At 72.6% G+C, this 24492-nt stretch carries 22 protein-coding genes; 8 read left to right on the forward strand and 14 right to left on the reverse strand.

What is annotated here, in order from left to right:
• From murD to mraZ, 8 genes are all read right to left on the reverse strand, one after another.
• Entirely contained in the window at window positions 1–1377 is a 1377-nt protein-coding gene (gene murD, locus AOM09_RS03935; RefSeq protein ID WP_228375053.1) for a UDP-N-acetylmuramoyl-L-alanine--D-glutamate ligase, read from the reverse strand.
• Window positions 1374–2459: a phospho-N-acetylmuramoyl-pentapeptide-transferase gene (gene mraY, locus AOM09_RS03940; RefSeq protein ID WP_062384698.1), complete on the reverse strand. Its 1086-nt coding sequence runs from the start codon at window positions 2457–2459 to the stop codon at window positions 1374–1376. The genes murD and mraY overlap by 4 nt, the downstream gene beginning before the upstream one ends.
• Window positions 2456–3844 (reverse strand): UDP-N-acetylmuramoyl-tripeptide--D-alanyl-D-alanine ligase, encoded by a 1389-nt coding sequence (locus AOM09_RS03945; protein ID WP_062384701.1) that lies wholly within the window; start codon window positions 3842–3844, stop codon window positions 2456–2458. Before AOM09_RS03945 ends, mraY begins: the two co-directional genes overlap by 4 nt.
• Complete coding sequence (locus tag AOM09_RS03950) at window positions 3841–5379, reverse strand: UDP-N-acetylmuramoyl-L-alanyl-D-glutamate--2,6-diaminopimelate ligase (RefSeq protein ID WP_062384704.1); 1539 nt, start codon at window positions 5377–5379, stop codon at window positions 3841–3843. The genes AOM09_RS03945 and AOM09_RS03950 overlap by 4 nt, the downstream gene beginning before the upstream one ends.
• A gap of 2 nt (window positions 5380–5381) precedes the next feature.
• Window positions 5382–7172 carry a peptidoglycan D,D-transpeptidase FtsI family protein gene (locus AOM09_RS03955; protein ID WP_062384709.1) on the reverse strand — a complete coding sequence of 597 codons (1791 nt, stop codon included), beginning with the start codon at window positions 7170–7172 and terminating at the stop codon, window positions 5382–5384.
• Between the two features lie 5 nt (window positions 7173–7177).
• Entirely contained in the window at window positions 7178–7570 is a 393-nt protein-coding gene (ftsL, locus tag AOM09_RS15130) for a cell division protein FtsL (RefSeq protein WP_062384713.1), read from the reverse strand.
• Window positions 7567–8562, reverse strand: a complete 996-nt coding sequence (gene rsmH, locus AOM09_RS03965; RefSeq protein ID WP_062384718.1) for a 16S rRNA (cytosine(1402)-N(4))-methyltransferase RsmH — start codon at window positions 8560–8562, stop codon at window positions 7567–7569. Before rsmH ends, ftsL begins: the two co-directional genes overlap by 4 nt.
• A 108-nt stretch (window positions 8563–8670) precedes the next feature.
• Window positions 8671–9099: a division/cell wall cluster transcriptional repressor MraZ gene (gene mraZ, locus AOM09_RS03970; protein WP_062385238.1), complete on the reverse strand. Its 429-nt coding sequence runs from the start codon at window positions 9097–9099 to the stop codon at window positions 8671–8673.
• 243 nt (window positions 9100–9342) lie between these two features.
• On the opposite strand from mraZ, the gene AOM09_RS03975 reads away from it, so the two are divergent.
• The 3 genes from AOM09_RS03975 to AOM09_RS03985 are packed head-to-tail and all read left to right on the forward strand — an operon-like array spanning window position 9343 to window position 13753.
• On the forward strand, window positions 9343–10338 hold the full coding sequence (locus tag AOM09_RS03975; RefSeq protein ID WP_062384721.1) for an AAA family ATPase: 996 nt from the start codon (window positions 9343–9345) through the stop codon (window positions 10336–10338).
• Window positions 10335–11591 (forward strand): DUF58 domain-containing protein, encoded by a 1257-nt coding sequence (locus AOM09_RS03980; RefSeq protein WP_062384723.1) that lies wholly within the window; start codon window positions 10335–10337, stop codon window positions 11589–11591. The genes AOM09_RS03975 and AOM09_RS03980 overlap by 4 nt, the downstream gene beginning before the upstream one ends.
• On the forward strand, window positions 11588–13753 hold the full coding sequence (locus AOM09_RS03985; RefSeq protein WP_062384725.1) for a transglutaminase TgpA family protein: 2166 nt from the start codon (window positions 11588–11590) through the stop codon (window positions 13751–13753). Before AOM09_RS03980 ends, AOM09_RS03985 begins: the two co-directional genes overlap by 4 nt.
• A gap of 92 nt (window positions 13754–13845) precedes the next feature.
• Here AOM09_RS03985 and AOM09_RS03990 read toward each other — a convergent pair whose 3' ends face one another.
• Window positions 13846–14211, reverse strand: a complete 366-nt coding sequence (locus tag AOM09_RS03990; protein WP_062384727.1) for an SCO2097 family morphological protein — start codon at window positions 14209–14211, stop codon at window positions 13846–13848.
• 83 nt (window positions 14212–14294) lie between these two features.
• On the opposite strand from AOM09_RS03990, the gene AOM09_RS03995 reads away from it, so the two are divergent.
• Window positions 14295–15074, forward strand: coding sequence for a spermidine synthase (locus AOM09_RS03995; RefSeq protein ID WP_062384729.1), 780 nt, complete (start codon window positions 14295–14297; stop codon window positions 15072–15074).
• A 155-nt stretch (window positions 15075–15229) separates the two neighbouring features.
• Here AOM09_RS03995 and AOM09_RS04000 read toward each other — a convergent pair whose 3' ends face one another.
• Window positions 15230–15433 carry a cold-shock protein gene (locus AOM09_RS04000; RefSeq protein WP_042214354.1) on the reverse strand — a complete coding sequence of 68 codons (204 nt, stop codon included), beginning with the start codon at window positions 15431–15433 and terminating at the stop codon, window positions 15230–15232.
• Between the two features lie 142 nt (window positions 15434–15575).
• Window positions 15576–16499, reverse strand: coding sequence for a PAC2 family protein (locus AOM09_RS04005; protein WP_062385241.1), 924 nt, complete (start codon window positions 16497–16499; stop codon window positions 15576–15578).
• 155 nt (window positions 16500–16654) lie between these two features.
• On the opposite strand from AOM09_RS04005, the gene AOM09_RS04010 reads away from it, so the two are divergent.
• Window positions 16655–18835: a HelD family protein gene (locus AOM09_RS04010; RefSeq protein WP_062385243.1), complete on the forward strand. Its 2181-nt coding sequence runs from the start codon at window positions 16655–16657 to the stop codon at window positions 18833–18835.
• A gap of 10 nt (window positions 18836–18845) precedes the next feature.
• On the opposite strand, the gene AOM09_RS04015 is transcribed toward AOM09_RS04010, so the two are convergent.
• Complete coding sequence (locus tag AOM09_RS04015; RefSeq protein WP_156162224.1) at window positions 18846–19655, reverse strand: hypothetical protein; 810 nt, start codon at window positions 19653–19655, stop codon at window positions 18846–18848.
• Between the two features lie 118 nt (window positions 19656–19773).
• On the opposite strand from AOM09_RS04015, the gene serA reads away from it, so the two are divergent.
• Window positions 19774–20979 (forward strand): phosphoglycerate dehydrogenase, encoded by a 1206-nt coding sequence (gene serA / locus AOM09_RS04020; protein WP_062385246.1) that lies wholly within the window; start codon window positions 19774–19776, stop codon window positions 20977–20979.
• 101 nt (window positions 20980–21080) lie between these two features.
• Window positions 21081–22706, forward strand: coding sequence for a DEAD/DEAH box helicase (locus AOM09_RS04025; protein WP_228375068.1), 1626 nt, complete (start codon window positions 21081–21083; stop codon window positions 22704–22706).
• On the opposite strand, the gene nrdR is transcribed toward AOM09_RS04025, so the two are convergent.
• Together nrdR and AOM09_RS04035 are read right to left on the reverse strand one after the other, a co-directional pair.
• Window positions 22669–23154 (reverse strand): transcriptional regulator NrdR, encoded by a 486-nt coding sequence (nrdR, locus tag AOM09_RS04030; RefSeq protein WP_062384738.1) that lies wholly within the window; start codon window positions 23152–23154, stop codon window positions 22669–22671. The genes AOM09_RS04025 and nrdR overlap by 38 nt on opposite strands.
• Before the next feature lie 65 nt (window positions 23155–23219).
• Window positions 23220–23534 (reverse strand): LysM peptidoglycan-binding domain-containing protein, encoded by a 315-nt coding sequence (locus tag AOM09_RS04035; protein ID WP_062384741.1) that lies wholly within the window; start codon window positions 23532–23534, stop codon window positions 23220–23222.
• Window positions 23535–23711: 177 nt separating this feature from the next.
• Between AOM09_RS04035 and lexA the strand changes: the two genes are divergently transcribed.
• Window positions 23712–24455, forward strand: a complete 744-nt coding sequence (gene lexA / locus AOM09_RS04040; RefSeq protein ID WP_062384744.1) for a transcriptional repressor LexA — start codon at window positions 23712–23714, stop codon at window positions 24453–24455.
• Window positions 24456–24492 lie beyond the last annotated feature (37 nt).

Consider the following 24492-nt stretch of genomic DNA (forward strand, 5'->3'; position numbering starts at 1 on the left):
CTAGCGGTCCAATGCCTCCACCGCCCTGGTGAACGCCTCTCCTCGGTCCGCGTAGCTGCGGAACTGATCCATCGATGCGCATGCGGGTGAGAGGAGGACGGTATCCCCCGCCTCCGCCAGCCCGCGGGCCGCGTCGACCGCCCGCTGCATCACATCCTCCCCCGGCGGCACGGCCAGGACGGGTATATCGGGCGCGTGTGTCGCAAGCGCCCCGCGCAAGGGCTCCTGGTCGACACCGATGAGCACGGCAGCGCGCACGCGTGCCGCGACCTCGCCGACCAGCCCGGAGAACTCCTGACCCTTCGCGAGCCCGCCCGCGATCCACACGACCGACCGCTCGCGCCGTCCCCCGAACGCGGCCTGGACCGCGTGCGCGTTGGTGGCCTTCGAGTCGTCGACGTACGTGACGCCGTCGAGGTCGCGCACCCAGGCGCTGCGGTGCTGATCGAGGCGGAACGAGCGCAGGCCGTCGCGCACCGCCTCGGCCGGCACCCCGACCGCGCGGCACAGGGCCGCAGCCGCGAGCGCGTTGGTGACCAGGTAGGGCGGGACGCCTCCCGCGACCAGGTGCGCGAGGTCGTCGATCTCGCCGAGCTCCACGGCCTCCCGGTGCCGGTCGGGCACGAACGCGCGATCCACCAGCAGCCCCTCGACGAGGCCGAGCTGGGACGGACCCGGCGAGCCGAGCGTGACCCCGACGGCGCGGGCGCCCTCGACCACCTCGGCCTCGGCGACCATGCCCTCGACCAGCGCATCGGCGGCGGGATACACGCACGCCACCTGCACGTGCTGGTACACCTTCGCCTTGTCGGCGCGGTACGCCTCGAGGCTGCCGTGCCAGTCGGTGTGGTCGTCGTCCGCATTGAGGCACACGGCCGCGTGCGGGGAGATGGTGCTGGCGAAGTGGAGCTGCAGGCTCGCGATCTCGACCGCGACCAGGTCCGACTCCTCGCGCGCCGCGTGGATGACGGGGATGCCCATGTTGCCGCACACGCGGACGTCGAGCCCGCCGGCCTTCGCGATCGCGCCCACGATCTGCGTCGTGGTGGTCTTGCCGTTGGTGCCGGTCACCATCACCCACGGGATCCCCGGGCGGCGCACGCGCCACGCGAACTCCATCTCGGACCAGATCCCGAGGCCCGCGGCCTCGCACGCGCGCACGGCCGCCGAGTGAGGCGGGAACCCCGGCGACGCCATCACGACGTCGAACGAGCCCAGGTCGAGCTCGGACACGTCACGATGGTCGGCCTCGCCGTTCGCGTCGACGGTGACCGCGGTGCCGCCCAGCTCGCGCGTGACCTCGGCCGCCGCGGTGCCGGCGATGCCGACGCCGAGCACGAGGACGCGACGGCCCTCGAGGGACGTCAGGTCCGTCACAGCGATGCCACCCACTCCGCGTAGAAGATGCCCACACCGAGCCCGGTGAACATCGCCGCGATGATCCAGAACCGCGTGACGATGGTGACCTCGTGCCAGCCCATGAGCTCGAAGTGATGATGCATCGGCGCCATCTTGAACAGCCGCTTGCCGCCCGAGATCTTGAAGTAGCCGATCTGCAGCACCGCGCTCGCGACCTCGAGGACGAAGAGCCCGCCGACCACGACGCCGAGCAGCTCGGTGCGCGTGAGCATCGTCATGCCCGCGATCGCACCGCCGAGCGCGAGCGAGCCCGTATCGCCCATGAAGATCTTGGCGGGGCTGGTGTTCCACCACAGGAAGCCGAGGCACGCGCCCGCGATCGCCCCCGCGAGGATCGCGAGATCCCACGGGTCGCGGACCTCGTAGCAGGTGCCGCCCGCGTCGGAGACGCCGCAGGTCTGGTTGATCTGCCACACGCCGATGAGCACGTAGGCCGCGAAGAAGATGACCGCGGTGCCGGACGCGAGGCCGTCGAGGCCGTCGGTGAGGTTGACCGCATTGGACCAGGCGGTGATGAGCAGGTTCGACCACAGCACGAAGAGGATCAGGGCCGCCGTGGTCCCCCAGATCGCGAGGTCGAGGTTGGTGTCGCGCAGGAACGAGATCGCGGTCGAGGCCGGCGTCACGCCCTGCTCGTTGGGGAACTGCAGCGCGAGCACGCCGAAGCTGATGCCCACCACGCCCTGGCCCAGGAACTTCCACCGCGCCTTGAGGCCGAGCGAGCGCTCGCGCGAGATCTTGATCGCGTCGTCGAGGAAGCCGACCAGCCCGAGCCCGACCATGAGGAAGACCACCAGGATGGACGATGCGCTGGGCGCCCGTCCGACCAGGAGGTTGCCTCCGAGCCACGCGAGCACGGCGGCCAGGATGATCACCACGCCGCCCATCGTCGGCGTGCCGCGCTTCACGTGGTGGCTGGCGGGTCCGTCCTGGCGGATGAACTGGCCGAACTGGCGGTGCGTGAGGTACCGGATGAGCACCGGGGTCGCGAGCAGCGAGAGCAGCACGCCGAGGCCCGCCGCGAAGACGACCGCCTTCATGCGACTCCTCCCACGAGCTGGTCCGCGAGCTCCCACAGCCCGGAGCCGTGGGAGGCCTTGACGAGGACGGTGTCCCCCGGTCGCAGCGACTCCTCGAGAACCGTGCGTGCCTCGGCGATTGTATCGACGTAGGCCGCCTCATCGCCCCACGAGCCCTCGCGCACGGCCGCGATGTAGGCCGGCCGCGCGCCCGCGCCGACGATGATCGTGCGGTCGATCCGCAGCCGCACCACCTCGGTGCCGATCTTGTCGTGGATCTCGACCGAGGCCTCCCCGAGCTCGCGGATCTCGCCGAGCACCGCAAACGTACGGCCGCCCTCGGCGACCATCTTGAGCGCGCGCAGCGCGGCGCGCACGGACTCGATCGAGGCGTTGTAGGCGTCGTCGATGATGGTGACGCCGTCGGGCCGCTCGGTGAGCGCCATGCGGTGCGCGGAGAGCGGCTTCGCCGCAGCGATGCCCTCCCACGCGGCTGCGGGATCGACGCCGCACTGCACGGCCACGGAGAACGCCGCGAGGGCGTTGGTGACGTGGTGCTCGCCCACCAGTGTGAGCGTGCGGCGCGGCAGCCCACCGATCGAGAACGATGCGCGACCACGATCGCTCGTCAGGCCGATCGCCTGGTTGTCCGCCTCGGACACGCCGAAGCGGATGACGGCGGGCCCCGCGACGAACGGACCGTCGGGGTCCGGCGAGGGCGGCACCATGGCCGTGACCCGCGCATCGTCCGCATTGAGGATGGCGACGCCGCCTGGCCGGAGCCCGGCGATGATCTCGCTCTTGGCCACCGCGACGTCGTCGGGCGAGGCGTACTCCCCCATGTGCGCGGTGCCGACGGTGAGCACCACGGCCACGTCGAGCGGCGCGATCGACGTGAGATAGGCGATGTGGCCGAGGCCGCTGGCGCCCATCTCGAGCACCAGGTGGCGCGTGGTGGAGTCCGCGCGCAGCACCGTGAGCGGCATGCCGATCTCGTTGTTGAAGCTCCCCACGGGCGCGACCACGTCCGGCAGCACCTGCGCGAGAAGGTCCTTGGTGGTGGTCTTGCCGTTCGACCCGGTGATGCCCACCACCGTGATCTCGCCCTCGGCGCGCAGGAGCGCGAGGTAGGCGCGCGCGAGCCGCCCGAGCGCGGTCTGGACGTCCTCGACCAGCACGTGCGGCGCGTCGACGGGCTCCGAGACGAGGCACAGCGATGCGCCCGCCTCGACCGCCTGGGGCACGTAGTCGTGTCCGTCGACCCTCTCCCCCACGAAAGCGACGTACAGCCACCCGGGCTGGATCGCGCGCGAGTCCTTGTCGACGCCGAGGACCAGCGTGTCGACGTCGGCGGCGAGCGTGCCGCCGACGGCGTTCGCGATCCACTGGGCCCTGACCGGCCTCACGCCGTCTCCTCGGCGATGGTGACGAGCGCGGCGAGGAACGCCCCGGCATCCGTGTACGGGTGGTGCACTCCGTCGATCTCCTGCGTGGTCTCGTGCCCCTTGCCGGTGGCGATGATGGTGTCCGCGGGCGACGCCAGCCGCACGGCCGCCTCGATGGCGGCGGCGCGCGGGAAGATCTCGTGGACGTCGGTCCGGCCGGGACGCTCGGCGTCGACCCCTTCGAGGATGCGGGCCCGGATGTGCTCGGGCGGCTCGGTGCGGGGGTTCTCGTCCGTGACGATGACGATGTCGGCGTGCGTGGCCGCGGCGACGCCGAGGCCCGGCCGCTTCGAGTCGTCGCGCAGCCCGTCGCACCCGAAGACGATGATGAGGCGCCCGGGCGTGACGAGGCGCATCGCGTCGAGCACGCTCGCGATCCCGTCCGGCGTGTGGGCGTAGTCGACCACGGTCATCGGCGTGGACGCGTCGCGCGTGGTGACGATCTCGGTGCGTCCGGGGACGGGGCGCGCGGTCTCGACGCCGCGGATCGCCGCGTCGAGCGGCACGCCCAGCGCGTGCGCGGCGACGATGGCGCCCGTCGCGTTGGACACGTTGATAAGGCCCGGCAGGGGGATCTCGACGTCGTGGCGCGAGCGGTCGGGCGCCACGAGCACGAACCGCATCCCGCCGCGCTCGGTCGGCGCGGCGTCGATCGCGTTCCAGTCCGACCACGGGGAGCCGGGGCGCGTGGCGACGGTCTCGACGGGCACCGTGACCTCGTCGACCAGCCTGCGCCCCCACTCGTCGTCGACGAGCACCACGGCGCGCTCGGCGAACTCCGGCGTGAAGATCCTTGCCTTCTCCTCGAAGTACTCCTCCATCGTGTGGTGGAAGTCGAGGTGCTCGTACGAGAGGTTGGTGAAGAGCACCACGGCGAAGCGAGTCGCCGTGACGCGCTCGAGCGCGATGGCCTGCGACGACGCCTCGGCCACCGCCGCGGTGACGCCCTGCTCGCGCATGCGCGCGAGGAGCCCTTGGAGCATCGGCGCCTCGGTCGTGGTGCGGGCCGCGGGCGCGGCCTCGTCGCCGATGCGCATCTCGACCGTGCCGAGCAGGCCCACCTTCGCGTGGACGGCGCGCAGCGCGCCCTCGGTGAGGAACGCCGTGGTGGTCTTGCCGTTGGTGCCGGTGAGCCCGATGAGGGGAACGTCGCGCGACGGGTCGCCGTAGACCTCGGCGGCGGCGAGCGCCGCGGACCGCCGCGGGTGGGTGACCACGAGCACCGGTACCCCGGTCGCCCGCGCCTCGTCGGCCCCGTCCGCGTCCGTAAGGATCGCGGCCGCGCCGCGCTCGACCGCCTGCGCGGCGAACCGCACCCCGTGGACGTTCTCGCCCGGCAGGGCGCAGAACAGGTCGCCCGGCTCGACGGCGCGCGAGTCGACGGTCGCGCCCGTCACCCGCACATCGGCGCCATGGAGCGCGGCGCCCACGCGCGCCTCGATGGCGCTCAGCAGGGCGCCGGCGACGCGATCGGGGCGCATCGAAAGGTCCGGCATTCTCACTTCCAGGTGGTCGGGTAGAGCGTGGGCTCCGTGGTGGACGGCGGCACGCGCAGCGTCTGCAGCGCAAAGGTTGCCACATCCTTGAAGACGGGTGCGGCCGTGGTACCGCCCCAGATCTCGGTCTTGGGATCGCGCAGGATGACGGACACGACGATACGCGGATCGTCGGCCGGCGCGATGCCGACGAACGAGGCGACGTAGGAGCTGAGCTTGCCGTCCGCTCCCGTCGCCTGCGCGGTTCCGGTCTTGCCCGCGACGCGGTAGCCGTCGATCTTCGCCAGCACGCCGGTGCCGCCGTCCTGCGTGACGTCCTCGAGCATCGTGAGCACCTGGGTCGCGGTGGACTCCGAGATCACGCGGCTCGGCTCGTCGGTCTCGACGGGAGTGAACGTGCCGTCCTCGTCCTGGAACCCCTTGACCACGGACGGCTGGATCTTCATGCCGCCGTTGGCGATGATCGAGTAGACCTGCGTGGTCTGGAGCGCGGTCACCGCGACGCCCTGGCCGAACGTCACCGCCCACGTGGTGCGGCCGTCCCAGTCCTCCCAGTCGTGCAGGATGCCCGGCGACTCCGCGAGCAGCCCGACCCCGGTGGTCTGACCGAAGCCGAACTTGTGGAGGTACTGCCAGCGCTGCTTCGGGGTGAGGAGCTCGCCCACCTGGACCGTTCCCGTGTTCGACGAGACCGCGAGGATGCCGGAGAGGGTGAGCTTCTGGACGCCCTCGTCGTGCGAGTCCTGGAAGGTCTGTTCGTTGGCCGTCGTGTACTTGTACGGCGCCGTGAACTTCGACAGCGGCGTCGCGACGCCCTCCTCGATCGCCGCGGCCATGGTGATGACCTTCGCGGTCGAGCCCGGTTCGAACACGGTCGACACCGAGCGTGCGCCACGATCGTCGGAGTCCGACGCGGCCGGGTCGTTGGGGTCGACGCTCTCGGAGTCCACGAGCGCGAGGATCTCCCCGGTGGTCGTGTCCTGCACCACCACGGTGGCCTGGCTCGCCCCGGTGTCCGACATGGCCTCCGCGGCGCGCTGCTGCGCGTACCACTGGATGTCGCGATCGAGCGTGAGCACCACGTCCTGCCCGGCGACGGCGGCGGTCTCCTCCTGCACGCCGGTGGGGATGAGGTACGCGCCCGAGCTGTCCTTCTCGTAGGTGCGCTCGCCCGGCGTGCCCTCCAGCTCGTCCTCGTAGGCCGCCTCGACCCCCGTGAGGCCCACCTCGCCGCTGCCCTCGGCGGTGCCGCCCATGAACCCGACCACGTTGCCCGCGAGCGCGCCGTTCGGGTAGAGCCGCTTCTCGACCTTCTCGGGCTCGATCCCGAGGACCTTCTCCGCCGCGATGAGCTCCCAGGTCTCGGGCGAGATGTCCTTGACGAGGTAGTGGAACGTGCTGTCCCCCACCATCTCCGCGCCGAGCTCGTCAGGGTCCATGTCGAGGATCGGCGCGAGGATCTCCGCGGCTCCGGCGGGCCCCTCAGCGACCACCTTGCCGTCCTCGCTGCGCACGAACTCGAGCACCTTCTGCTGGTTGACGCCCACGTTGTACCGCTCGACCGACGTCGCGAGCACCACGCCGTCGCGGTCGACGATGTCGGCACGCGGCGTGGTGATCTCCTGGGTGACGAGCCGCTGTGACAGCGCGTCCGCGGCGATCGACTTGGAGTTGACGGCCTGCACCATGACGAGCCGACCGGCGAAGACCACGAGGACCGCGAGCAGCGCCAGCGCGATGATGCGCTGACGGAGCCGCGGGTCCGCGAGACGCGGAGCGCGGGAGGAGGGCATGCGGTCTACTTCTTCCCGTTCTCGAGCACGATGCCATCCGATAGTGACACGAAGCCCAGGGCGGATGCGGGCGCCATGCCGAGCGCGCCCGCGCGTGCGGCCAGGCTCTCGGGCGCCGCGTTCGCGTCGAGCGTCTCGAGCAGCGCCTGCTGCTCGACGTGGAGCTCGGCGATCTGGATCTTGAGGTCGCGACGCTCGTAGGCGCCCTCGGCCATCGTCGTGTTGATGAACAGCACGCTGCCGAGCGCGAGCACCACCACGCCGACGCACAGCGACACGAACGGCAGGAGCGACCGGCCGCGTTCGGGCGCCGCGACGGGACGCAGGTTCGGACGAGCCGTCGGAGAGGTCCGCGGAGCGGATGCGGGTCGCTGCTGGCGCAGGGGCGCGGCGCTCATGCGTTCCTCCTCAGTCGCTCGGGCGGGGTGGGGCGCAGCCGCTCGGCGGCGCGCAGACGGACGGGCTTGGCGCGGGGGTTCAGCTCGGCCTCCTCGGGCGAGGCCTTCTCCGCTCCGCGGGTGAGGAGGCGCAGGTAGGGCTGGTCGGCCTCCGGCACCACGGGCAGCCCGGGGGGCGCCTGGGACTCGGCGCCGGCCGCAAACGCCCGCTTGACGATGCGGTCCTCGAGCGAGTGGTAAGACTCCACCACCACCCGGCCTCCGACGCCGACGCCCTCGATCGCCGCGGGGATCGCGCGCTCGAGCACCTCGAGCTCGCGGTTGACGGCGATCCGCAGGGCCTGGAAGGTGCGCTTCGCGGGGTTGCCGCCCTGGGTGCGGGTCGCGGCGGGAATGCACGCGCGGACCAGGTCGACCAGCTGGGCCGACCGCTCGAAGGGCTCGGTCTCGCGTCGGCGCACGATCGATCGCGCGATCTTGGCCGCGAACCGCTCCTCGCCGTACTCGCGCAGGATGCGGGTCAGCTCGCGCTCGTCGAGGTCGCGGAGCAGATCGGCCGCCGTGACCGGGTCCTCGGGGTTCATGCGCATGTCCAGCGGCGCGTCCTGAGCGTAGGAGAACCCACGCTCCGCATCGTCGATCTGGAGCGAGCTCACGCCCAGGTCGAGCAGGATGCCGTCCGCGCGGTCCACGCCCGCGACCGCGAGCGCCCCCGCGATGTCGTCGTACTCGGCGTGGTGGGCGAGGAAGCGGTCGCCGAACCGGGCGAGGCGTGCCGAGGCGAGGGCGATGGCCTGCGGGTCGCGGTCGATGCCGACCACGCGCGCCTGCGGGCAGCGCTCGAGGATCGCCTCGGTGTGCCCGCCCATCCCCAGCGTGCCGTCAATCGCGACGGCGCCCGCGTGGTCGAGCGAGGGCGCGAGCAGGTCGACGCAGCGGTCGCGCATCACCGGCATGTGCCGTGAGGCCGCCTCGTGCTCGTCGCCCATCATCCCTCCCTTTCCCTCCACCGGCTCGTGCCTCGTGGTCTCCCTCCGAGCTCCTCTGGCGGGGGGAAGTCCGCCAGAGCGATCCGGGAGGAGGCCACGGGGCACGCGCTCCTACAAGTCGTCGAAGATCTCCGCCGCCGTCTCCGCGTACGCGTCCTCGCCGGCTTCCAGGTACTGCTCCCACTTCTCCGCGTCCCACACCTCGACGCGCGAGCCAATCCCCACCACAGCGACCTCGCGCTCGAGCCCCGCGTAGCGGCGCAGCGGCTGCGACAGCAGGATCCGGCCCTGCTTGTCGGGGATGTCGTCGCTCGCGTGCCCGAGGAAGCTGCGCAGGTAGTCCCTCGCCTGCTTGTTCTCGAGCGGCGCGCGCCGCAGCCGGTCGTGGATGAGCGCGAACTCGTCCAGCGGGAAGAGGAACACGCAGCGGTCGAGACCACGGGTCGCGACCAGCCCCGAGGCGAGGCGGCCGCGGAACTTCGCCGGGAGGATCAGCCGCCCCTTGTCGTCGAGGCGCGGCGTGAACGTGCCGAGGAACACGCCCGTGGGCCCGAGGCCCAGCGTCGCGGTCTCCGACATGCGCCCCTCCCCTCCGGCGGCTCCCCGTCTCTCCCGTGTCCCCCACTTTACTCCACTTCCCTCCACAAATCTCGGAAATGCAGCAAGAACCTGCCGTAATCTCTATGAAATCCCAGGTACAACATGTGGAGCGGAGTGGAGGGAATCATCACACCCGCGAGCCGGTGGACTCAACTAGGCTCTGTTCAAGGGAGAGGGGAACCCATGACGACGACCGTCCCGACCGCCGACCAGCTCGCCGAGGTCGCGCGGCTCGCGCAGCGCGTACGCGCGCAGCTCGACACCGTCCTGTCCGGCTTGGACGATGCGGTGGACGCCACGCTCGCGACGGTCCTGGCCGAGGGGCACCTGCTCCTCGAGGACGTCCCCGGGGTCGGGAAGACCACGCTCGCCCGCGCGTTGGGCCGGGCGTTGGACGCCTCGGTGGGGCGCATCCAGTTCACGCCCGACCTGCTCCCGTCCGACGTCACCGGGGTGAGCGTCTTCCGCACCGACGAGCATCGCTTCGAGTTCCGGCCCGGGCCGGTCTTCGCGAACATCGTCGTCGCGGACGAGATCAACCGTGCCTCGCCGAAGACCCAGGCGGCCCTGCTGGAGTCGATGCAGGAGCGCTCCGTCACGGTCGACGGCGAGACCCGGCCGCTGCCCGCGCCCTTCCTCGTCGTCGCGACGCAGAACCCGATCGACATGGAGGGCACGTATCCGCTCCCCGAGGCGCAGCGCGACCGGTTCATGACCCGCATCGCGGTCGGCTACCCGTCGAGCTCCGACGAGGTCGCGATGCTCGAGGCGCACGACGGTCACGATCCCCTCGCGGAAGTCCGCGCGGTCGCCACCGCCGCCGACCTCGAGCGCGCGATCGCCACCGTGCGTGGGATCTACGCCGCCACCGCGGTGAAGCAGTACCTGGTCGACGTGGTGAGGGCGACGCGGGAGACGCCGGACCTGCGCCTCGGCGCCTCGCCGCGCTCCTCGCTCCAGCTGCTGTCCGCAGCCAAGGCCCGCGCCGCGATGGCCGGGCGCGACCATGTGCTGCCTGACGACGTGAAGGCGCTCGCCGTGCCGGTCCTCGCGCACCGCGTCATCCCGTCGGCGCAGGCGCGCGCCGCTGGACGCACCGCCGAGTCCGTGATCGAGGACGCCCTCTCGCGGGTCGCCGTGCCCGCGGCGCGGGTGCCCGAGGCCCTCGCACGGGGATGATCGGCAGGCCGAGGACGGGGCGCCGCCGCGACGGCGCCGAGACGGCGGTGCTGCCGCGCGGGGTCGGTCTCGCGGCAGCCGGCGGCGCCCTGCTGATCGTCGGGGTCGGCTTCGCCTCCGCGCCGCTCGTGCTCATCGCCGCGACCGTGGTGACCGCCGTCGCGATCGCCGCGGCGATCATCGGTGCCCAGGTCCTCGCGACGCGCACCCGCATCGCCGACGTTACCCGTGAGGTCACGCCCGCGACCCTCACGGCGGGGGTGCCGGGCGACGTCGTCGTGCGCGTCTCCGCAAGCGGCGGGATCGCGCGGCGCCTGCGGATCCGCGAGCAGGCGGCGGCCGAGCTCACGGGCGGGGGCGCGACGCGGGCCTCCATCACCCGCAGGCCGCGAGGCGTCGAGCTGCGGTACCGGCTCGACCCGGTGCGGCGCGGCCGCTGGTCGCTCGGCCCTGCGCTCGCACGCGCGACCGACCCGTTCGGGCTCGCGTGGGCGGACCGCGCGATCGGCGAGGCGCATCAGGTCGCCGTGTGGCCCGCCGTCATCGACCTGGCCGCGAGCGCGGGCGAGCTCATGGGCATCGCGGACCGCGCCCACGCGGGTGCGCGCACCCCCGCCGCCGACGATGTCTCGCTGCGCGACTACCGCGACGGCGACGACCTGCGGCGTGTGCATTGGGCCTCCTCCGCGCGTCGCGGCACCCTGGTGGTGCGATCCGAGGAGCAGCAGGGCCGGACCGCCGCGACGGTGCTGCTCGGGCTCCCGGCGTCGCCGTCCGGGCTCGAGTGGGCCATCACCGCCGCCGCATCGGTCGCGCTGTCCGTGGTCGAGGCCGGCCACCCCGTCCGCCTCATCGCCGGCGCCGAGGCGACCACCGCGCAGGAGGCGCGCGGGCGCGCCGCGGAGTCCGCGCGCGCCACGCTCCTCGACGCCACCCTGGACCTGGAACCCAGCGACAGCGCCGCCGAGGCCGACCGGCTGCTCGCCGCGAGCGCCGGGCTCGTACCCGGCGACAGGCACGACGTGGTCGTCGCCGTCGTCGAGCCGCTCGGCCCCACCGCGCTACGCGCGCTCGCCCCGCTCGGAGACTCCGGACGCGCGTGGGCGCTCGTGCGCGCTCCCCACGCCGCGCGCGCTCGCGCGGACCGCACGGTCGCCGCGCTGCGAGCGGCGGGGTGGAGCGCGATCGTGTCCCTCGAGCCCGAGCCCCTCACTCAGGCATGGGCGCGTCTGCTCTCCGAGGAGCCGGTGTGAGCGCCGGGCGGTGGCGTCTGCTCGCCACCCCGCTGGTCGCGATCGCCGTCGGCCTGGGGCTCGCGGGGCTCTCCGGCCTGGTCGAGTTCGGGGCGTGGCTCGTGCCGGTCGCGGCGATCCTCGGGGCGACGGTCGCCGTCATCGTCCTCACGCGCCTGGCGACCTCGCGCCCCTTCCTTCCCACGGCGACGGGCGCGCTCGCGGCCGCCTGGCTCCTGCTCGTGGCCTACGTGCCGGCGGAGGATGGCGGCATCCGGTGGCTCCCCGGTCCCGGCACGCTCGACGCCATCGGCGCGATCGCGGCCGAGGCGGTGTCGTACGCCGAGCGCACCGTGGCACCGGCGGTGGTGACCCCGGAGCTCGCATGCGCGATCGCCGCCGCCGCCGTGGCCCTGCTGCTGCTGGTGGACGCCCTCGCCGTCGGTGCGGGCTTCGCGGCATCGTCCGGCTTCCTCCTGCTCGTCCCCTGGCTGCCGGCACTCACCCTCGAGAGGCGCGTGCCGACGCTCGCGCTCGCCGGCGCGCTCGCCGCGTGGCTCGCCGTGGTGACGCTGTCGCGCCGCGCGGACCACGGCTCGTGGCGCGCGCGGGCACGCGAGGGAGCGGCGCCCGCGCCCGCGGGGGTCGCGGCCCTGGCGATCGCCGCGACGCTCGTCGTCGGCCTCGCCGCCGCGCCGCTGGTCATCGGCGGGCCCGGATGGGGCGACATGCCCCGCCTCACGCTGCCCGCGTCGCTCGGAGGGTCCTCGCGGCTCGATCTCGAGATCGACCTGAGGGACTCCCTCACCGCCCGGTCCTCGGAACCCGTGCTCACCTACACCTCGTCGACCGGTCGCGTCGACGTGCTGCGCGCCTACTCGTTCGGGACCTTCGACGGGACGCGCTGGGATCGCGACCCCGAGGGCGAGACCCTCGCCGCGAACGGGATCCTGTGGCCCGAGGACGTCTCCGATGCCTCCCTGACGGATCCCGGCACCGTCAGCGTCTCCATCGGCTCCCTCGCCGAGACCCGCATCCCCGTCCCCGCCGCACCGCGGTCGCTGGTCGCGGGCGTCGAGTCCCGCTACGACCCCTCGACGGACGAGGTGGTGCTCGACCGCGCCGAGGGCACGCGAGGGCTCTCCTACACCGTGCGCCAGGCGGCCGGGTACACGACGGAGGACCGGCTGCGCGGCGCCGACGGTCTCATCGCGTCGGGCGGCGACGGCGCCGTCCCCGCCCGCTACCTCGAGCTCAACGAACGCATGGACATCGCGGGCATCCGCGCGCTCGCCGAGGCGCAGACCGACGGCGCGGCCGACCGCTACGAGGCCGCGCGCATGCTGCAGGAGTACCTCCGCGGGCCGCGCTTCACCTACGACACCGAGGTCGCCCCGTCGGGGGACGATGCCGTGTCGACGTTCCTCGAGGAGCGCCGCGGTTACTGCGTCCAGTTCGCGACGGCCATGGTGATGATGGCGCGGACGCTGGACATCCCCGCCCGCATGGCGGTGGGATTCCTGGGCGGAGTCGAGGACGGCGAGCGGTTCGTGGTGCGCGGGCGCGACGCGCACGCGTGGCCCGAGCTCTACTTCCCCGGCCACGGCTGGGTCCGGTTCGAGCCGACACCCGCGCAGCAGACGGGACCGCGGCCCGTCTACGCCGCTCCCGACGAGGTCACGCCGCAGGGGCCTTCGATCGTGGAGCCGAACCCGCGCTCCACCACCGCACCCGAGCAGCAGCTGCCGACGAGCGCCCCCGAGCCGACCGCGACGCCTGTGGTGGAGAGCGAGCCGGGAACGCAGTGGGCGGCGATCGCGGGTGCGGTCCTCCTCCTGTCCCTCGGTGCGGGTGCGGGCGTCTGGTGGCGCCTCCGCTCCCGTCCGCCGGTGATCGGCGATCCCGAGGCGGCGTGGCGCGCGCTGCGGCGGACGCTGGGCGATCGCGCGGGCGACGAGTCGCTCACGCCGGCGGAGGCGGAGCGGTGGATCGTCGCCGAGGGCCACGAGCTGGGCGTCGAGGCGCGCGATGCCCTCGCTTCGCTGCGCGTGGCCCTGGAGGACCACCGCTACTCGCCGCGCGGGTCCGCAGCCTCGGCCGACGAGCTGCGCGAGCAGGTCGCCGCGGTCACGGCCGCGGTCACGGAGACCGACCGCCGGGCTCGCGAGCGCTCACGCGCCTGAGGCGCGGTCACGGTCCGGACATGCGACGGGACCGCGGCCTCGGCCGCGGTCCCGTCAGCGCTGCGGATCCGCCATTCACGGAACTGCAGAAACTAAATGTCGCCCTGCTCGCGGCGACGCTCGAAGCGCTCCTCCATGCGGGTCATGAATCCCTTGTCCGCCTTGCGGCGGCCGGCGGACGGAGCGGCGCCCTGCGGCGCTGCCGTCGGGCGCGGCGCCGTGAGGGCCCAGATGGCGGCGGCGAGCATGACGGCGAAGCCGGCGACTCCCACGATCACGAGCTGGGTGACGGCTCCCGCCACCACGATCCCGAGTCCGGCGAGGACGCCGATACCCGCCCACACATAACGTCCGCGCGGACGCGACGCACGCGCCATCGCCGAGCCGAGCTTGGCATCCGAGCCAAGGTCCCTCTCGAGCTGCTCGAGCACGCGCTGCTCGTATTCCGACAGCGGCATCGCGCCCTCCTTCCGGTGCACCGTGGTGCCAAGTCTATCGGTCGCCGGTCCCACGTACCAGACGAGCGTCTAGGGTGAGGCCCATGTCCCGTCGCCAGGCCGCCCGCGTCGCCCCGGAGGTCCCGCGAGGGGTCGAGTTCGCCATCGCGACCGGCGTCGCGGAGCTCCGAGACGAGCCCGATGGGACAACGTTCCTGTGGGTCAACGGAGTTCCCAGCTCTCCCCTGGACCCCGATCCCGCCTACCTCGCCTTCGAGTACATGCGCCACCTCGCGGCGGCCGTGGACGCGTGGGGCGCTCCGCCGCGCATGCTCGCGCTGCATGTGGGCGCCGCAGCCTGCGCCTTCCCGCGACACCTCGCGCACCGGTACCGCGACTCGGGTCACATCGCGGTGGACATCGACGCGACGCTGCCGGAGCTGGTGCGCACGTGGTGGGACCTGCCCCGCGCACCGCGCCTGCGCGTCCGTGCGCAGGATGGGCTCGAGGCGGTCGCGACGCGCCGCGATGCGAGCCTCGATCTGGTGGTCAGGGACGCCTTCGCGGGCGACGCGACGCCCGCCGCCCTCGCGTCGCCCGAGTGGTGGGAGCACGCCGCGCGCGTGCTGCGCCCCGGCGGGCTGGCGCTCGCGAACGTCGGCACGCGCCCGGGCGACCGCACCGCCACCGCGGATGCCGCGGCCGCGCGCGCGGTGCTCGGCACGGTGGCGGCGATCGGCGAGCACGCGGTGCTCAAGGGGCGGCGTCGCGGCAACGTCGTGCTCGCCGGCCCGGTCGACGGCGTCCTCGACCTGGATGCGCTGCGCCGCTACGCCGCATCGGCCCCGTTGCCGACGGGCGTCGCCACCGACTGGACCGGATGACCGGAGCGGCACCCCGCATCGTCCCCACCACGCCGAAGGCCGCCGCGCGGTGCCGTCCCGGGGCGACGGTCGCCTGACCGCGCATCGTCCCCACCACGCCGAAGGCCGCCGCCCGTTGCGGGGCGACGGCCTTCGGGAGACGGATCCCGGTCGGATCAGAGCGGGCGAACCTGCTCCGCCTGCGGGCCCTTCGGACCGTTGGTGACCTCGAACTCGACGCGCTGCGCCTCCTCGAGGGAGCGGTAACCGTCGGTCTCGATCGCCGAGTAGTGGACGAAGACGTCCGCACCGCCGCCGTCCTGCGCGATGAAGCCGTAGCCCTTCTCCGCGTTGAACCACTTCACAGAGCCCTGTGCCATGCCTGTCTTTCCTAACCTTCATGCCCGGGTGACGGGAAGGTGCGGCACCGCGCCGCGCCTCGTCGCCGCAATGCCGCGTCCCCACCCCTAAGACAGGTTCTTGCACACTACGTTCTTGCAACCGGGGCCAGTGTGGCAGAAATCAAGGCGCCGTGGGGGGATCCCTTCGCTCTTGAGCCAGGAACTTCTCGAACTCCGCCGCGATCTCATCGGCGGAGGGAAGACCGCCCTCGAGCGGCAGCCCGCGACCCCTCGCCTCGTGGAAGGCGTCGTACTGGTTCTCGAGCGCCTCGACCAGGGATTGGACCTCCTCGCTCTCCGCGAGCTGGCGGTCGATCTCCTCGGCCGCGCGCGCCGCGGGCTCGTCGAGCGCGCCCGGGTCGAGGTCCAGACCTGACAGGTCCTCGAGGCCCTCGAGCGCCCGCTGGGCCGCCTGCGGGTACGAGGACTGCGCGAGGTAGTGCGGGACATGGACGGCCACGTTGACCGCGGGGATGCCCCACTGCCCGAAGCGGTACTCGAGCAGGTTCTGGGCGGAGGCCGGCACGGTGACGGTGCCGAACATCGTCGGCGTGTCGGGCAGGAGGTCGGGGTCCGTGCCGTGGATCGTCGCCGTGAGGTCGCGCGTGTGCGGCACCGCCATGGGGATCCCGTGAGAGCCGAGCGTGAGGCCGACGCCCAGACGCTGGACGATGTCCCGCACCGCGGCGATGTACCGCTCCCACTGGATGTCGGGCTCGAAGCCGTGGAGCAGAAGGAAGGGCGTCTGCTCGACGTCACGCACCAGGTCGAGCGCGAGGTGGGGCTCGTCGTACGCGGTCCACTGGTTGACCGAGAAGGTCATCTCGGGGCGGCGCGACCGGTAGTCGAGCAGCTGGTCGATGTCGAAGGTGGCGACGCGCACGGGATCGCCGACGTCGAGGATGTGATCCGCGACGAGCGCGCCGGCGCGGCCGGCGTCGATGAAGCCGCGCAGCGAGTGGAGCAGCGCGGCGCCCTCCTGGGGCGCGGCCGCGGCCCATGCCTCGACGCCGTCCGGGTCCCACGTGAGCAGAGGTCGTTCCATGATCATCCATCCTTCCACCCGCCACCGACACCGGACCCTTTTCTCGCCCTCCGCGAAACGCTCGTGCGCGAAGGTGCTTCCGACATGCCCGCGGACGCGCGATAATGAGGGACTGCCCTGCTGACGTCAACACAGGGAGTGTGGAGGGTATGCCGATGGCGAACGAGCGCGGACTGACGGCGGAACGGAGCGGCCTCGCGCCCGAGCAGGAGGTCGTGGACGGCCTCTACTCGCGGCTCGACGCCCTACGCGACGAGGCCGGCGGCCGGCTCGCGGCGATCCGCAAGGAGGGGCCGTCTGGCTCCCCGCAGAACCGCTCGGAGCGCGACGCGTTCGCCACGTTGTACGAGGACCGCATCGCCCAGCTCGACGCCGTCGAGGACCGCCTCTGCTTCGGTCGCCTCGACCTGCGCGACGGCGAACGCTTCTATGTCGGCCGCATCGGCCTGTCCGACGCCGAGCACGTGCCGCTCCTGACGGACTGGCGCGCGCCCGCCGCACGCTCCTTCTACTCCGCGACCGCCGCCAACCCGGGCGAGGTGGTGAACCGCCGTCACCTCACCACGCTGGGCAGGCGCGTCACCGCCGTCGAGGACGACGTCCTGGACGTCGACGCGCTGCGCGAGATGGGCGCCGACGAGGCCCTCGCGGGCGAGGGCGCGCTGCTCGCCGCGCTCGGCGCGCGCCGCACCGGCCGCATGGGCGACATCGTCGCGACCATCCAGGCCGAGCAGGACGCGGTCATCCGCGCGCCCATGGCGGGCGCGCTCGTGGTGCAGGGCGGCCCCGGCTCCGGCAAGACCGCCGTCGCGCTGCACCGCGCCGCGTTCCTCCTCTACCACCACCGCGAGCAGCTCGAGTCGCGCGGCGTGCTCCTCATCGGGCCCTCGAAGACCTTCCTGCGCTACATCGATCACGTGCTGCCGTCGCTCGGCGAGACGGGCGCCGTGTCCACCACCCTCGCCGGCCTGGTGCCCGGCGTCGCGGTCACGGCGGTCGAGCCCGACGCCTCCGCCGAGGTCAAGGGCCGCACCGTCATGGCGGACATCATCAAGGCCGCGGTGCGCGAGCGCCAGCGCGTCCCGCGCGCGGACAAGGAGATCCGCATCGACGGCCGGACCGTCGTGATCCGTCGCGGCGACGTCAAGGATGCGCAGGCGCGGGCCCGCCGCGACGGCCGCCCGCACAACCAGGCGCGCGCGCAGTTCGCGAAGGACATGATCGGTCGCCTCACGCGTCAGCTGGTCGAGCAGCTGGAGGTCTACTCGGACGAGGACCGCATCGAGCTCGAGCGCGATGTGCGTGACGACCGCAACGTGCGGATCGCGCTCAACCTGTGCTGGCTGCCGATCGCCCCGGAGCAGCTGCTGCGCGACCTGTTCTCGAAGCCGCACCTGCTCGACCACGCCGCCCGCATGCTGCCGCAGGACGAGCGCGACCTCCTGCTGCGCCCCTCCGCCGCCCCGTTCACGGAGGCCGACGTGCCCCTGCTGGACGAGGCGGCCGAGCTCCTCGGCGAGCTCCCCGGCGGCCGGTCCCGCCGGTCGGACGAGCCCTCGGCCGAGGAGATCCAGTACGCCAAGGACGTGCTCGAGACGTTCGGCGACGGCGGCATGGTGACCGCCGAGTCGCTCGCCGCCCGCATGAAGGGCGGCACCGCGCGCCTGTCGGTGGCCGAGCGCGCGCGCGGCGACCGCACGTGGACCTACGGGCACGTGGTGGTCGACGAGGCGCAGGAGCTGAGCCCCATGGCGTGGCGGATGCTGCTGCGCCGCTGCCCGACGCGCTCGTTCACGATCGTGGGCGACGTGGCGCAGACCACCGCGGTGGCCGGCACCCGGTGGTGGCCCGAGACCATGGACCCCCTGTTCCAGGCCGGCTGGGAGCTGCGCGAGCTCACCATCTCCTACCGCATCCCGGCGGCCGTGGCCGATGCGGCGCAGGCCTACGCGAAGGCGGCGCGGCTGCCCGTGAGCGACCTCCGCGCCGCGCGCGAGCTGGACGATGCCGCGGCGGCGACGCGCGCGGACGATGCGGTGGGGACGGCGGCACGGATCGCGGCCGCGCATGAGCGAGCGTTCGCCGAGGGCGACGGCGGCCTGGTCGCGGTCATCGCGCCGCCGCGCCTTCACGGCGCGCTGCGCTCGCGGCTGCCGGGAACGGTCGAGCTCTACACCGCCCGCGAGTCGAAGGGACTCGAGTTCGACGTCGCGATCGTCGTCGAGCCTGCCGAGATCGCCGAGCGGCCCGGGGACCTGTACGTCGCGCTCACGCGACCGACCCGGCGGCTCGAGATCGTGCACGCGAGCGCGCTGCCCGACGGCCTGGCGGTCTGACGGCCCGCGTTCAGCGCGGCTCGCAGCCGCCCGCTCCCGCGAGCGCGAGGCCCGCGAGGTCGCCCGGACCCCAGTCGATGAGGCGCAGGTTGGACTCGTGCATGAGCTCGTGCGTATCCCCCACATGGGCGAGGCCCACCACGTGGCCGAGCTCGTGCGCGACGACCGCCTGGGCGAGCTCCTCGCCCTCGCCGTCCTCACGGATCCGGGCCACGTCCTCCCAGTCGATGATCACGACTCCCGCGCGCAGGTACTGCGCGTCACCGTAGGCGCCGGGCACCGCGCTCGACCCGCCGAGGCCCGTCACCGTGCCGGCCAGGTCGGGGTTGTCCGCCTCGGCCTGGAAGCCGATGACGATCGGCGCGAAGCGGTCGCCGTAGCGCGGCTGCACGAGCGCACGATCGAAGCGCGCCGGCTCGTCGGTGAAGCCCTCATAGGCGAACTCGAGCCCCGTCGCCTGCGACACCGAGGCGACGGCTGCGTGGACGGTCTCCTCGAAGCCTTCGGGCATGTCCTGCGGCGAGATGACGTAGGCGAGCGGCACGCAGGGGTCGTACCGCACCGGGCCGCCGTCCGGGCCGCCCTCGCGGAACAGCAGGTCGTACGAGCCCACGGTCGACACCGTGACCTCGGGGAGCAGGCGCTGCTCCTCGCCCTGCGCGAGGGGGATGCGGATGGTCTCGCCGTTCGCCTCGATGGCGTTGCGGGGCGTACCCCAGTGGCGGACGTCGGACCACGTCACCCCGCGCCACCATGCGCCCGCGGCGAACAGGGATGCCGCCACCACCGTGACGACGACGAACCGGCCCACCTGCCTCATGACGCCACTCTCCCACGGCCGTCCGCGACGGCCGTCACCGTCCGCCGTGGTCCTCGTCACACGGCAGGCGTCCTCCGAGGCATGTCCCGAGTTGGAGAAGGCCACGAAGTGCGAGACGATAGCGCCCGTGCGCGCACTTCTGCTTGAGAACCTGTCCCCCAAGGCCACCGAGATCCTCGAGGCCGCCGACATCTCCGTGGAGAACCACGGCGGCGCGATGGACGAGGACGAGCTGATCGAGGCCCTCCAGGGCGTCGAGCTCCTCGGCATCCGCTCGAAGACGCAGCTGACGGAGCGCGTGATCGAGGCGTGTCCGGATCTCATCGGCGTCGGGGCGTTCTCGATCGGCACCAACCAGATCGACCTCGCCGCCGCCGCGCGCCACGGGATCGCGGCGTTCAACGCGCCGTTCTCCAACACGCGCTCCGTCGTCGAGATGGCGGTCTCCGAGATGATCTCGCTGACGCGTCGCCTCCCCGACCACAACCGGAGCCTCCACGAGGGCGTGTGGTCGAAGTCCGCGGCCGGCGCCCACGAGATCCGCGGGCGCACGCTCGGCATCGTCGGCTACGGCAACATCGGGTCGCAGCTGTCCGTGATCGCCGAGGCGCTCGGCATGAACGTCATCTTCTACGACAGCGCGGAGAAGCTCGCGCTCGGCAACGCCACGCGGATGCCGACCCTCGAGTCGCTGCTCCGCGAGGCGGACATCGTCACGCTCCACGTCGACGGACGCAAGGGCAACCAGGGCTTCTTCGGCGTCGAGCAGTTCGACGCGATGAAGCAGGGCGCGCTCTTCCTCAACCTCTCCCGCGGGTTCATCGTCGACATCGAGTCGCTCAAGTCGCGCCTCGAGTCCGGCGCGATCGGCGGAGCGGCGATCGACGTGTTCCCCGAGGAGCCCAAGAAGACCGGCGACCCGTTCGAGTCGCCCCTCCAGCACATGCCCAACGTCATCCTCACCCCCCACATCGGCGGGTCGACCGAGGAGGCGCAGCGCGACATCGGCATCTTCGTCGCCACGCGTCTGCGCGACTACGTGTTCCACGCGTCCACTTCGCTCAGCGTGAACCTTCCCAACCTCTCGCTCGACCAGGTCCAGGGCTCGCACCGCGTCGCCCACCTGCACGAGAACATCCCCGGCGTCCTCGCCGCCGTCAACCAGGTCTTCGCGGCCCACAACGTCAACATCGACGCCCAGCTCCTCGGCACGCGCGGCGAGCTCGGCTACGTGGTGACCGACGTCGCATCCGGCCTCGACGACGACGCCATCCGAGCACTGTCGAGCATGCCCGGCACCGTACGTCTGCGAGTCCTCTCATAAACACCACCGATCCCACCGACGCCGTCTCCTTCGCCGAGCTCGGGCTGCCCGACCCGCTCGTCGAGGCGCTCGAACGCCACGGCATCGTCACCGCCTTCCCCATCCAGGCGGCGACCATCGCCGATGCGCTCGCGGGCAAGGACGTGCTGGGCAAGGCCCGCACCGGTTCCGGCAAGACGCTCGGCTTCGGTCTGCCCGCGATCGTGCGGCTCGCCGCCGGGCCGCGTCCCGCGAAGCGCCGACCGCGCGCGATCGTGCTCGTGCCGACCCGCGAGCTCGGCATGCAGGTGTCCGACGCGCTCGAGCCCTACGCCCACGCCATGCACGTGTCCCTCAAGCTCGTCGCCGGCGGACTCTCGATGTCCAAGCAGGTCCAGGCGCTCGAGCGCGGCGTCCACCTCGTGGTCGCGACCCCGGGCCGCATGGCCGACCTGGTCCGCAACGGTCACGCCGACCTCTCGGAGCTCGAGCTCATCGTCATGGACGAGGCCGACCACATGGCCGAGATGGGCTTCATGGACGAGATCACGGAGATCCTCGCCGGCGTGCCCGAGGGTGGGCAGCGCCTCCTCTTCTCCGCGACCCTCGACGGCGACGTCGACCGCCTGGTCCGGACGTACATGCACGCCCCCGTCACGCATGACGTGACCGACGGCGACGACCAGCCCGCCACGATGCGCCACGTGGTGCTCAACGTCCCGCCGAACGCGAAGTACCAGATCGCGACCCGCATCGCGGCGCGCGAGGGCCGCACCATCGTGTTCGTACGCACCAAGCTCGCCACCGAGCGCATCGCCGACGAGATGCGGGAGGCCGGCGTGCTCGCCCTCGCGATCCACGGCGACCGCTCGCAGGCGGAGCGCAACTTCGCGATCAGCGCCTTCCGCGCGGGCGACGTGCCCGTGCTGGTGGCCACCGACGTCGCCGCACGCGGCATCCACGTCGACCACGTCGACCTGGTGATGCAGATCGACCCTCCCGCGGACCACAAGGACTACACGCACCGCTCGGGGCGCACGGCGCGCGCCGGCGAGGACGGGCTCGTCGTCACGCTCGTGCTACCGCACCAGCGCCGTTCCACGGACCGCATGCTGGAGCGCGCCGGCGTGGACGTCACGTTCCGCAAGGTGCGCGGCGAGGACGACGAGTCCCTCGCGATGGTCGACGAGCTCACCGGCGGCCGCGAGCCGTCGTGGCAGCCTGTGCGCGAGCCGCGTCCGCAGCGTCCCGAGCGACGCGGACGCTACGAGCGTCCGGGTCGGGGCGACCGGCCCGGTCGCGGCGACCGCCAGCGTCCCGAGCGGCGCTGGGAGGACCGCCCCGCGCGCACGTGGGACCGCGACGAGCGCCCGCGGCGCGACGACCGCGAGGCACGCCCGCGTCGCGACGACTCACGCACGGACGACGTGCTTGCCGCGACGCAGCGCATGGAGGAGCGGCTCGCGCGCATGGAGGCGAACCTCGCCGAGCGCGAGGCAGCCCTGTCGGCGCGCGAGCGCGGCCTGTCCGAGCGCGAGGCGAAGCTCGACGACCGCGCGCCGCGCCGGGACGAGCGCCCGGCGAAGGGCGGCTACGGCAAGGGCGGCTACGCCAACGACCGCGGTGACCGCGGCGGCGCGTCCTCCGGCCGGTCGGGCAAGCCCTACGGCAAGTCCTCGAAGGGCGGGAAGGGCTCGTTCGACTCGAGCTCTACGCGGAAGCCTCGGAAGCCGAGGAGCGGGCGCTAGCGGCGTCCTCCTCGCGCAGGCGGGCGATCGCGGCCTCGAAGTCATCGAGGGTGTCGAACGCCTGGTAGACGCTGGCGAAGCGCAGGTAGGCGATCTCGTCCAGATCGCGCAACGGCGTGAGGATGGCCAGGCCGATGTCGAGAGCATTGATCTCGGCCTGGCCGTTCGCGCGGATCGCCTCCTCGACCTTCTGGGCGAGGAGCGCGAGGTCGTCGTCGCTCACGGGGCGCCCCTGGCACGCCTTCTTGACGCCCGACACGATCTTGTCGCGGCTGAACGACTCGGTCACTCCGTTGCGCTTGAGAACCGACAGGCTGGCCGTCTCGACGGTGGTGAAACGCTTGCCGCACGCGGGGCACTCGCGGCGCCGGCGGATCGACGAGCCGTCGTCCGAGGTACGCGAGTCGATGACGCGGGAATCGCCGTTGCGGCAGAACGGGCAGTGCATGCGTTCACTCTGCCACGAACACGGCCCCTCTCCCAATCGCCGCAGCCGCTCGCGCCGGGCCCGCCCTACTCGACGGGCAGGTAGATCTGCTCGCCCGCGGCGAGCGCGGTCGACGGCATCGAGTTGAGGTGCTGGATCCGGGCGATCATGTCGCGCACGTCGTCACCGTCCGGGGTGATCGCCGCGGCGATGTCCCACAGCGTCTCCCCCGACGCGACGGTGTAGGCGTCGACCGCGACGGGCTCCGCCGGCGCATCGGACGCAAAGGCCTGCGGGCCGAAGATCGCTGCCGCTGCGAGCAGCAGCGTCACGCCGGCCACACGGCCGGTACGGGTACGGCGTGCTCGCGCCTCTGCGTTCTGCGGTGCGTAGATGCTCATCTCTGCCTCCTCGATTCGAACACCTGTTCTATCGAACGTATGTTCTAGTTCTAGCACTCGGGTCCGACGGTGACAAGACACGGTCGAACATATGTTTGATTTCGCGCTCGCATTGCCCTAGCGTCGTGAGACAAGAGGACCACCGAGGTCTGACAACGAGGACGCCGGGAGGCAGTGATGGGGCACCAGGGCTCGAGCGAGGCCGGATCCGACGGACGCGTGTCGCGCACGGACGCCACCGTTCACGAGCTCCGCGATCCCGCCACCGGGCTCACGGCGCGGCAGCGCGCCGTGGTCGACTTCATCCGCGCCACCGTGCTCGATCGCGGGTATCCGCCGTCGATGCGCGAGATCGGCGACGCGGTGGGCCTCACCTCCCCGTCGTCGGTCAAGCATCAGCTCACCGCGCTCGAGCAGAAGGGCGTCCTCCGGCGCGACCCGCATCGTCCCCGCGCCATCGAGGTGGTGCTGCCCGGCGAGGAGCCCGCACCGTCCGTGGTGGCCGCTCCGCCCGCGCCCGTCGTGGTCGCCCCCGGGATGCCCGACGACGTCTCGCTGGTGCCGCTCGTCGGACGGATCGCGGCCGGCGGCCCGATCCTCGCCGAGCAGAGCGTCGAGGACACGTTCGCCCTGCCTCGCCAGCTCACCGGCGACGGCGAGCTGTTCATGCTCCAGGTCTCCGGCGACTCGATGGTCGACGCCGCCATCTGCGACGGCGACTGGGTGGTGGTGCGGCGCCAGAACAGCTGCGACAACGGCGACATCGTCGCCGCGCTGCTCGACGACGAGGCGACCGTCAAGACCTTCCGGCGCAAGGACGGCCAGGTCTGGCTCATGCCTCACAACCCGGCGTACACGCCCATCGACGGGACGCACGCGAGCATCATGGGCAAGGTCGTCTCGGTGTTGCGACGCGTCTGACGGCACGATGCGCGCGGGAGCAGCGCCGCCATCGTGC

The organism is Demequina iriomotensis, assembly GCF_000971395.1.
In the GTDB taxonomy this organism is placed as follows: Bacteria; Actinomycetota; Actinomycetes; order Actinomycetales; family Demequinaceae; genus Demequina; species Demequina iriomotensis.

Coding starts and splice junctions, on each gene's coding strand:
- mraY (WP_062384698.1), bottom strand. CDS start 2,459: ATGAAGGCGGTCGTCTTCGCGGCGGGCCTCGGCGTGCTGCTCTCGCTG.
- AOM09_RS03950 (WP_062384704.1), bottom strand. CDS start 5,379: ATGCCGGACCTTTCGATGCGCCCCGATCGCGTCGCCGGCGCCCTGCTG.
- AOM09_RS03955 (WP_062384709.1), bottom strand. CDS start 7,172: ATGCCCTCCTCCCGCGCTCCGCGTCTCGCGGACCCGCGGCTCCGTCAG.
- ftsL (WP_062384713.1), bottom strand. CDS start 7,570: ATGAGCGCCGCGCCCCTGCGCCAGCAGCGACCCGCATCCGCTCCGCGG.
- rsmH (WP_062384718.1), bottom strand. CDS start 8,562: ATGATGGGCGACGAGCACGAGGCGGCCTCACGGCACATGCCGGTGATG.
- AOM09_RS03975 (WP_062384721.1), top strand. CDS start 9,343: ATGACGACGACCGTCCCGACCGCCGACCAGCTCGCCGAGGTCGCGCGG.
- AOM09_RS03980 (WP_062384723.1), top strand. CDS start 10,335: ATGATCGGCAGGCCGAGGACGGGGCGCCGCCGCGACGGCGCCGAGACG.
- AOM09_RS03990 (WP_062384727.1), bottom strand. CDS start 14,211: ATGCCGCTGTCGGAATACGAGCAGCGCGTGCTCGAGCAGCTCGAGAGG.
- AOM09_RS03995 (WP_062384729.1), top strand. CDS start 14,295: ATGTCCCGTCGCCAGGCCGCCCGCGTCGCCCCGGAGGTCCCGCGAGGG.
- AOM09_RS04000 (WP_042214354.1), bottom strand. CDS start 15,433: ATGGCACAGGGCTCTGTGAAGTGGTTCAACGCGGAGAAGGGCTACGGC.
- AOM09_RS04005 (WP_062385241.1), bottom strand. CDS start 16,499: ATGGAACGACCTCTGCTCACGTGGGACCCGGACGGCGTCGAGGCATGG.
- AOM09_RS04010 (WP_062385243.1), top strand. CDS start 16,655: ATGGCGAACGAGCGCGGACTGACGGCGGAACGGAGCGGCCTCGCGCCC.
- AOM09_RS04015 (WP_156162224.1), bottom strand. CDS start 19,655: ATGAGGCAGGTGGGCCGGTTCGTCGTCGTCACGGTGGTGGCGGCATCC.
- nrdR (WP_062384738.1), bottom strand. CDS start 23,154: ATGCACTGCCCGTTCTGCCGCAACGGCGATTCCCGCGTCATCGACTCG.
- AOM09_RS04035 (WP_062384741.1), bottom strand. CDS start 23,534: ATGAGCATCTACGCACCGCAGAACGCAGAGGCGCGAGCACGCCGTACC.
- lexA (WP_062384744.1), top strand. CDS start 23,712: ATGGGGCACCAGGGCTCGAGCGAGGCCGGATCCGACGGACGCGTGTCG.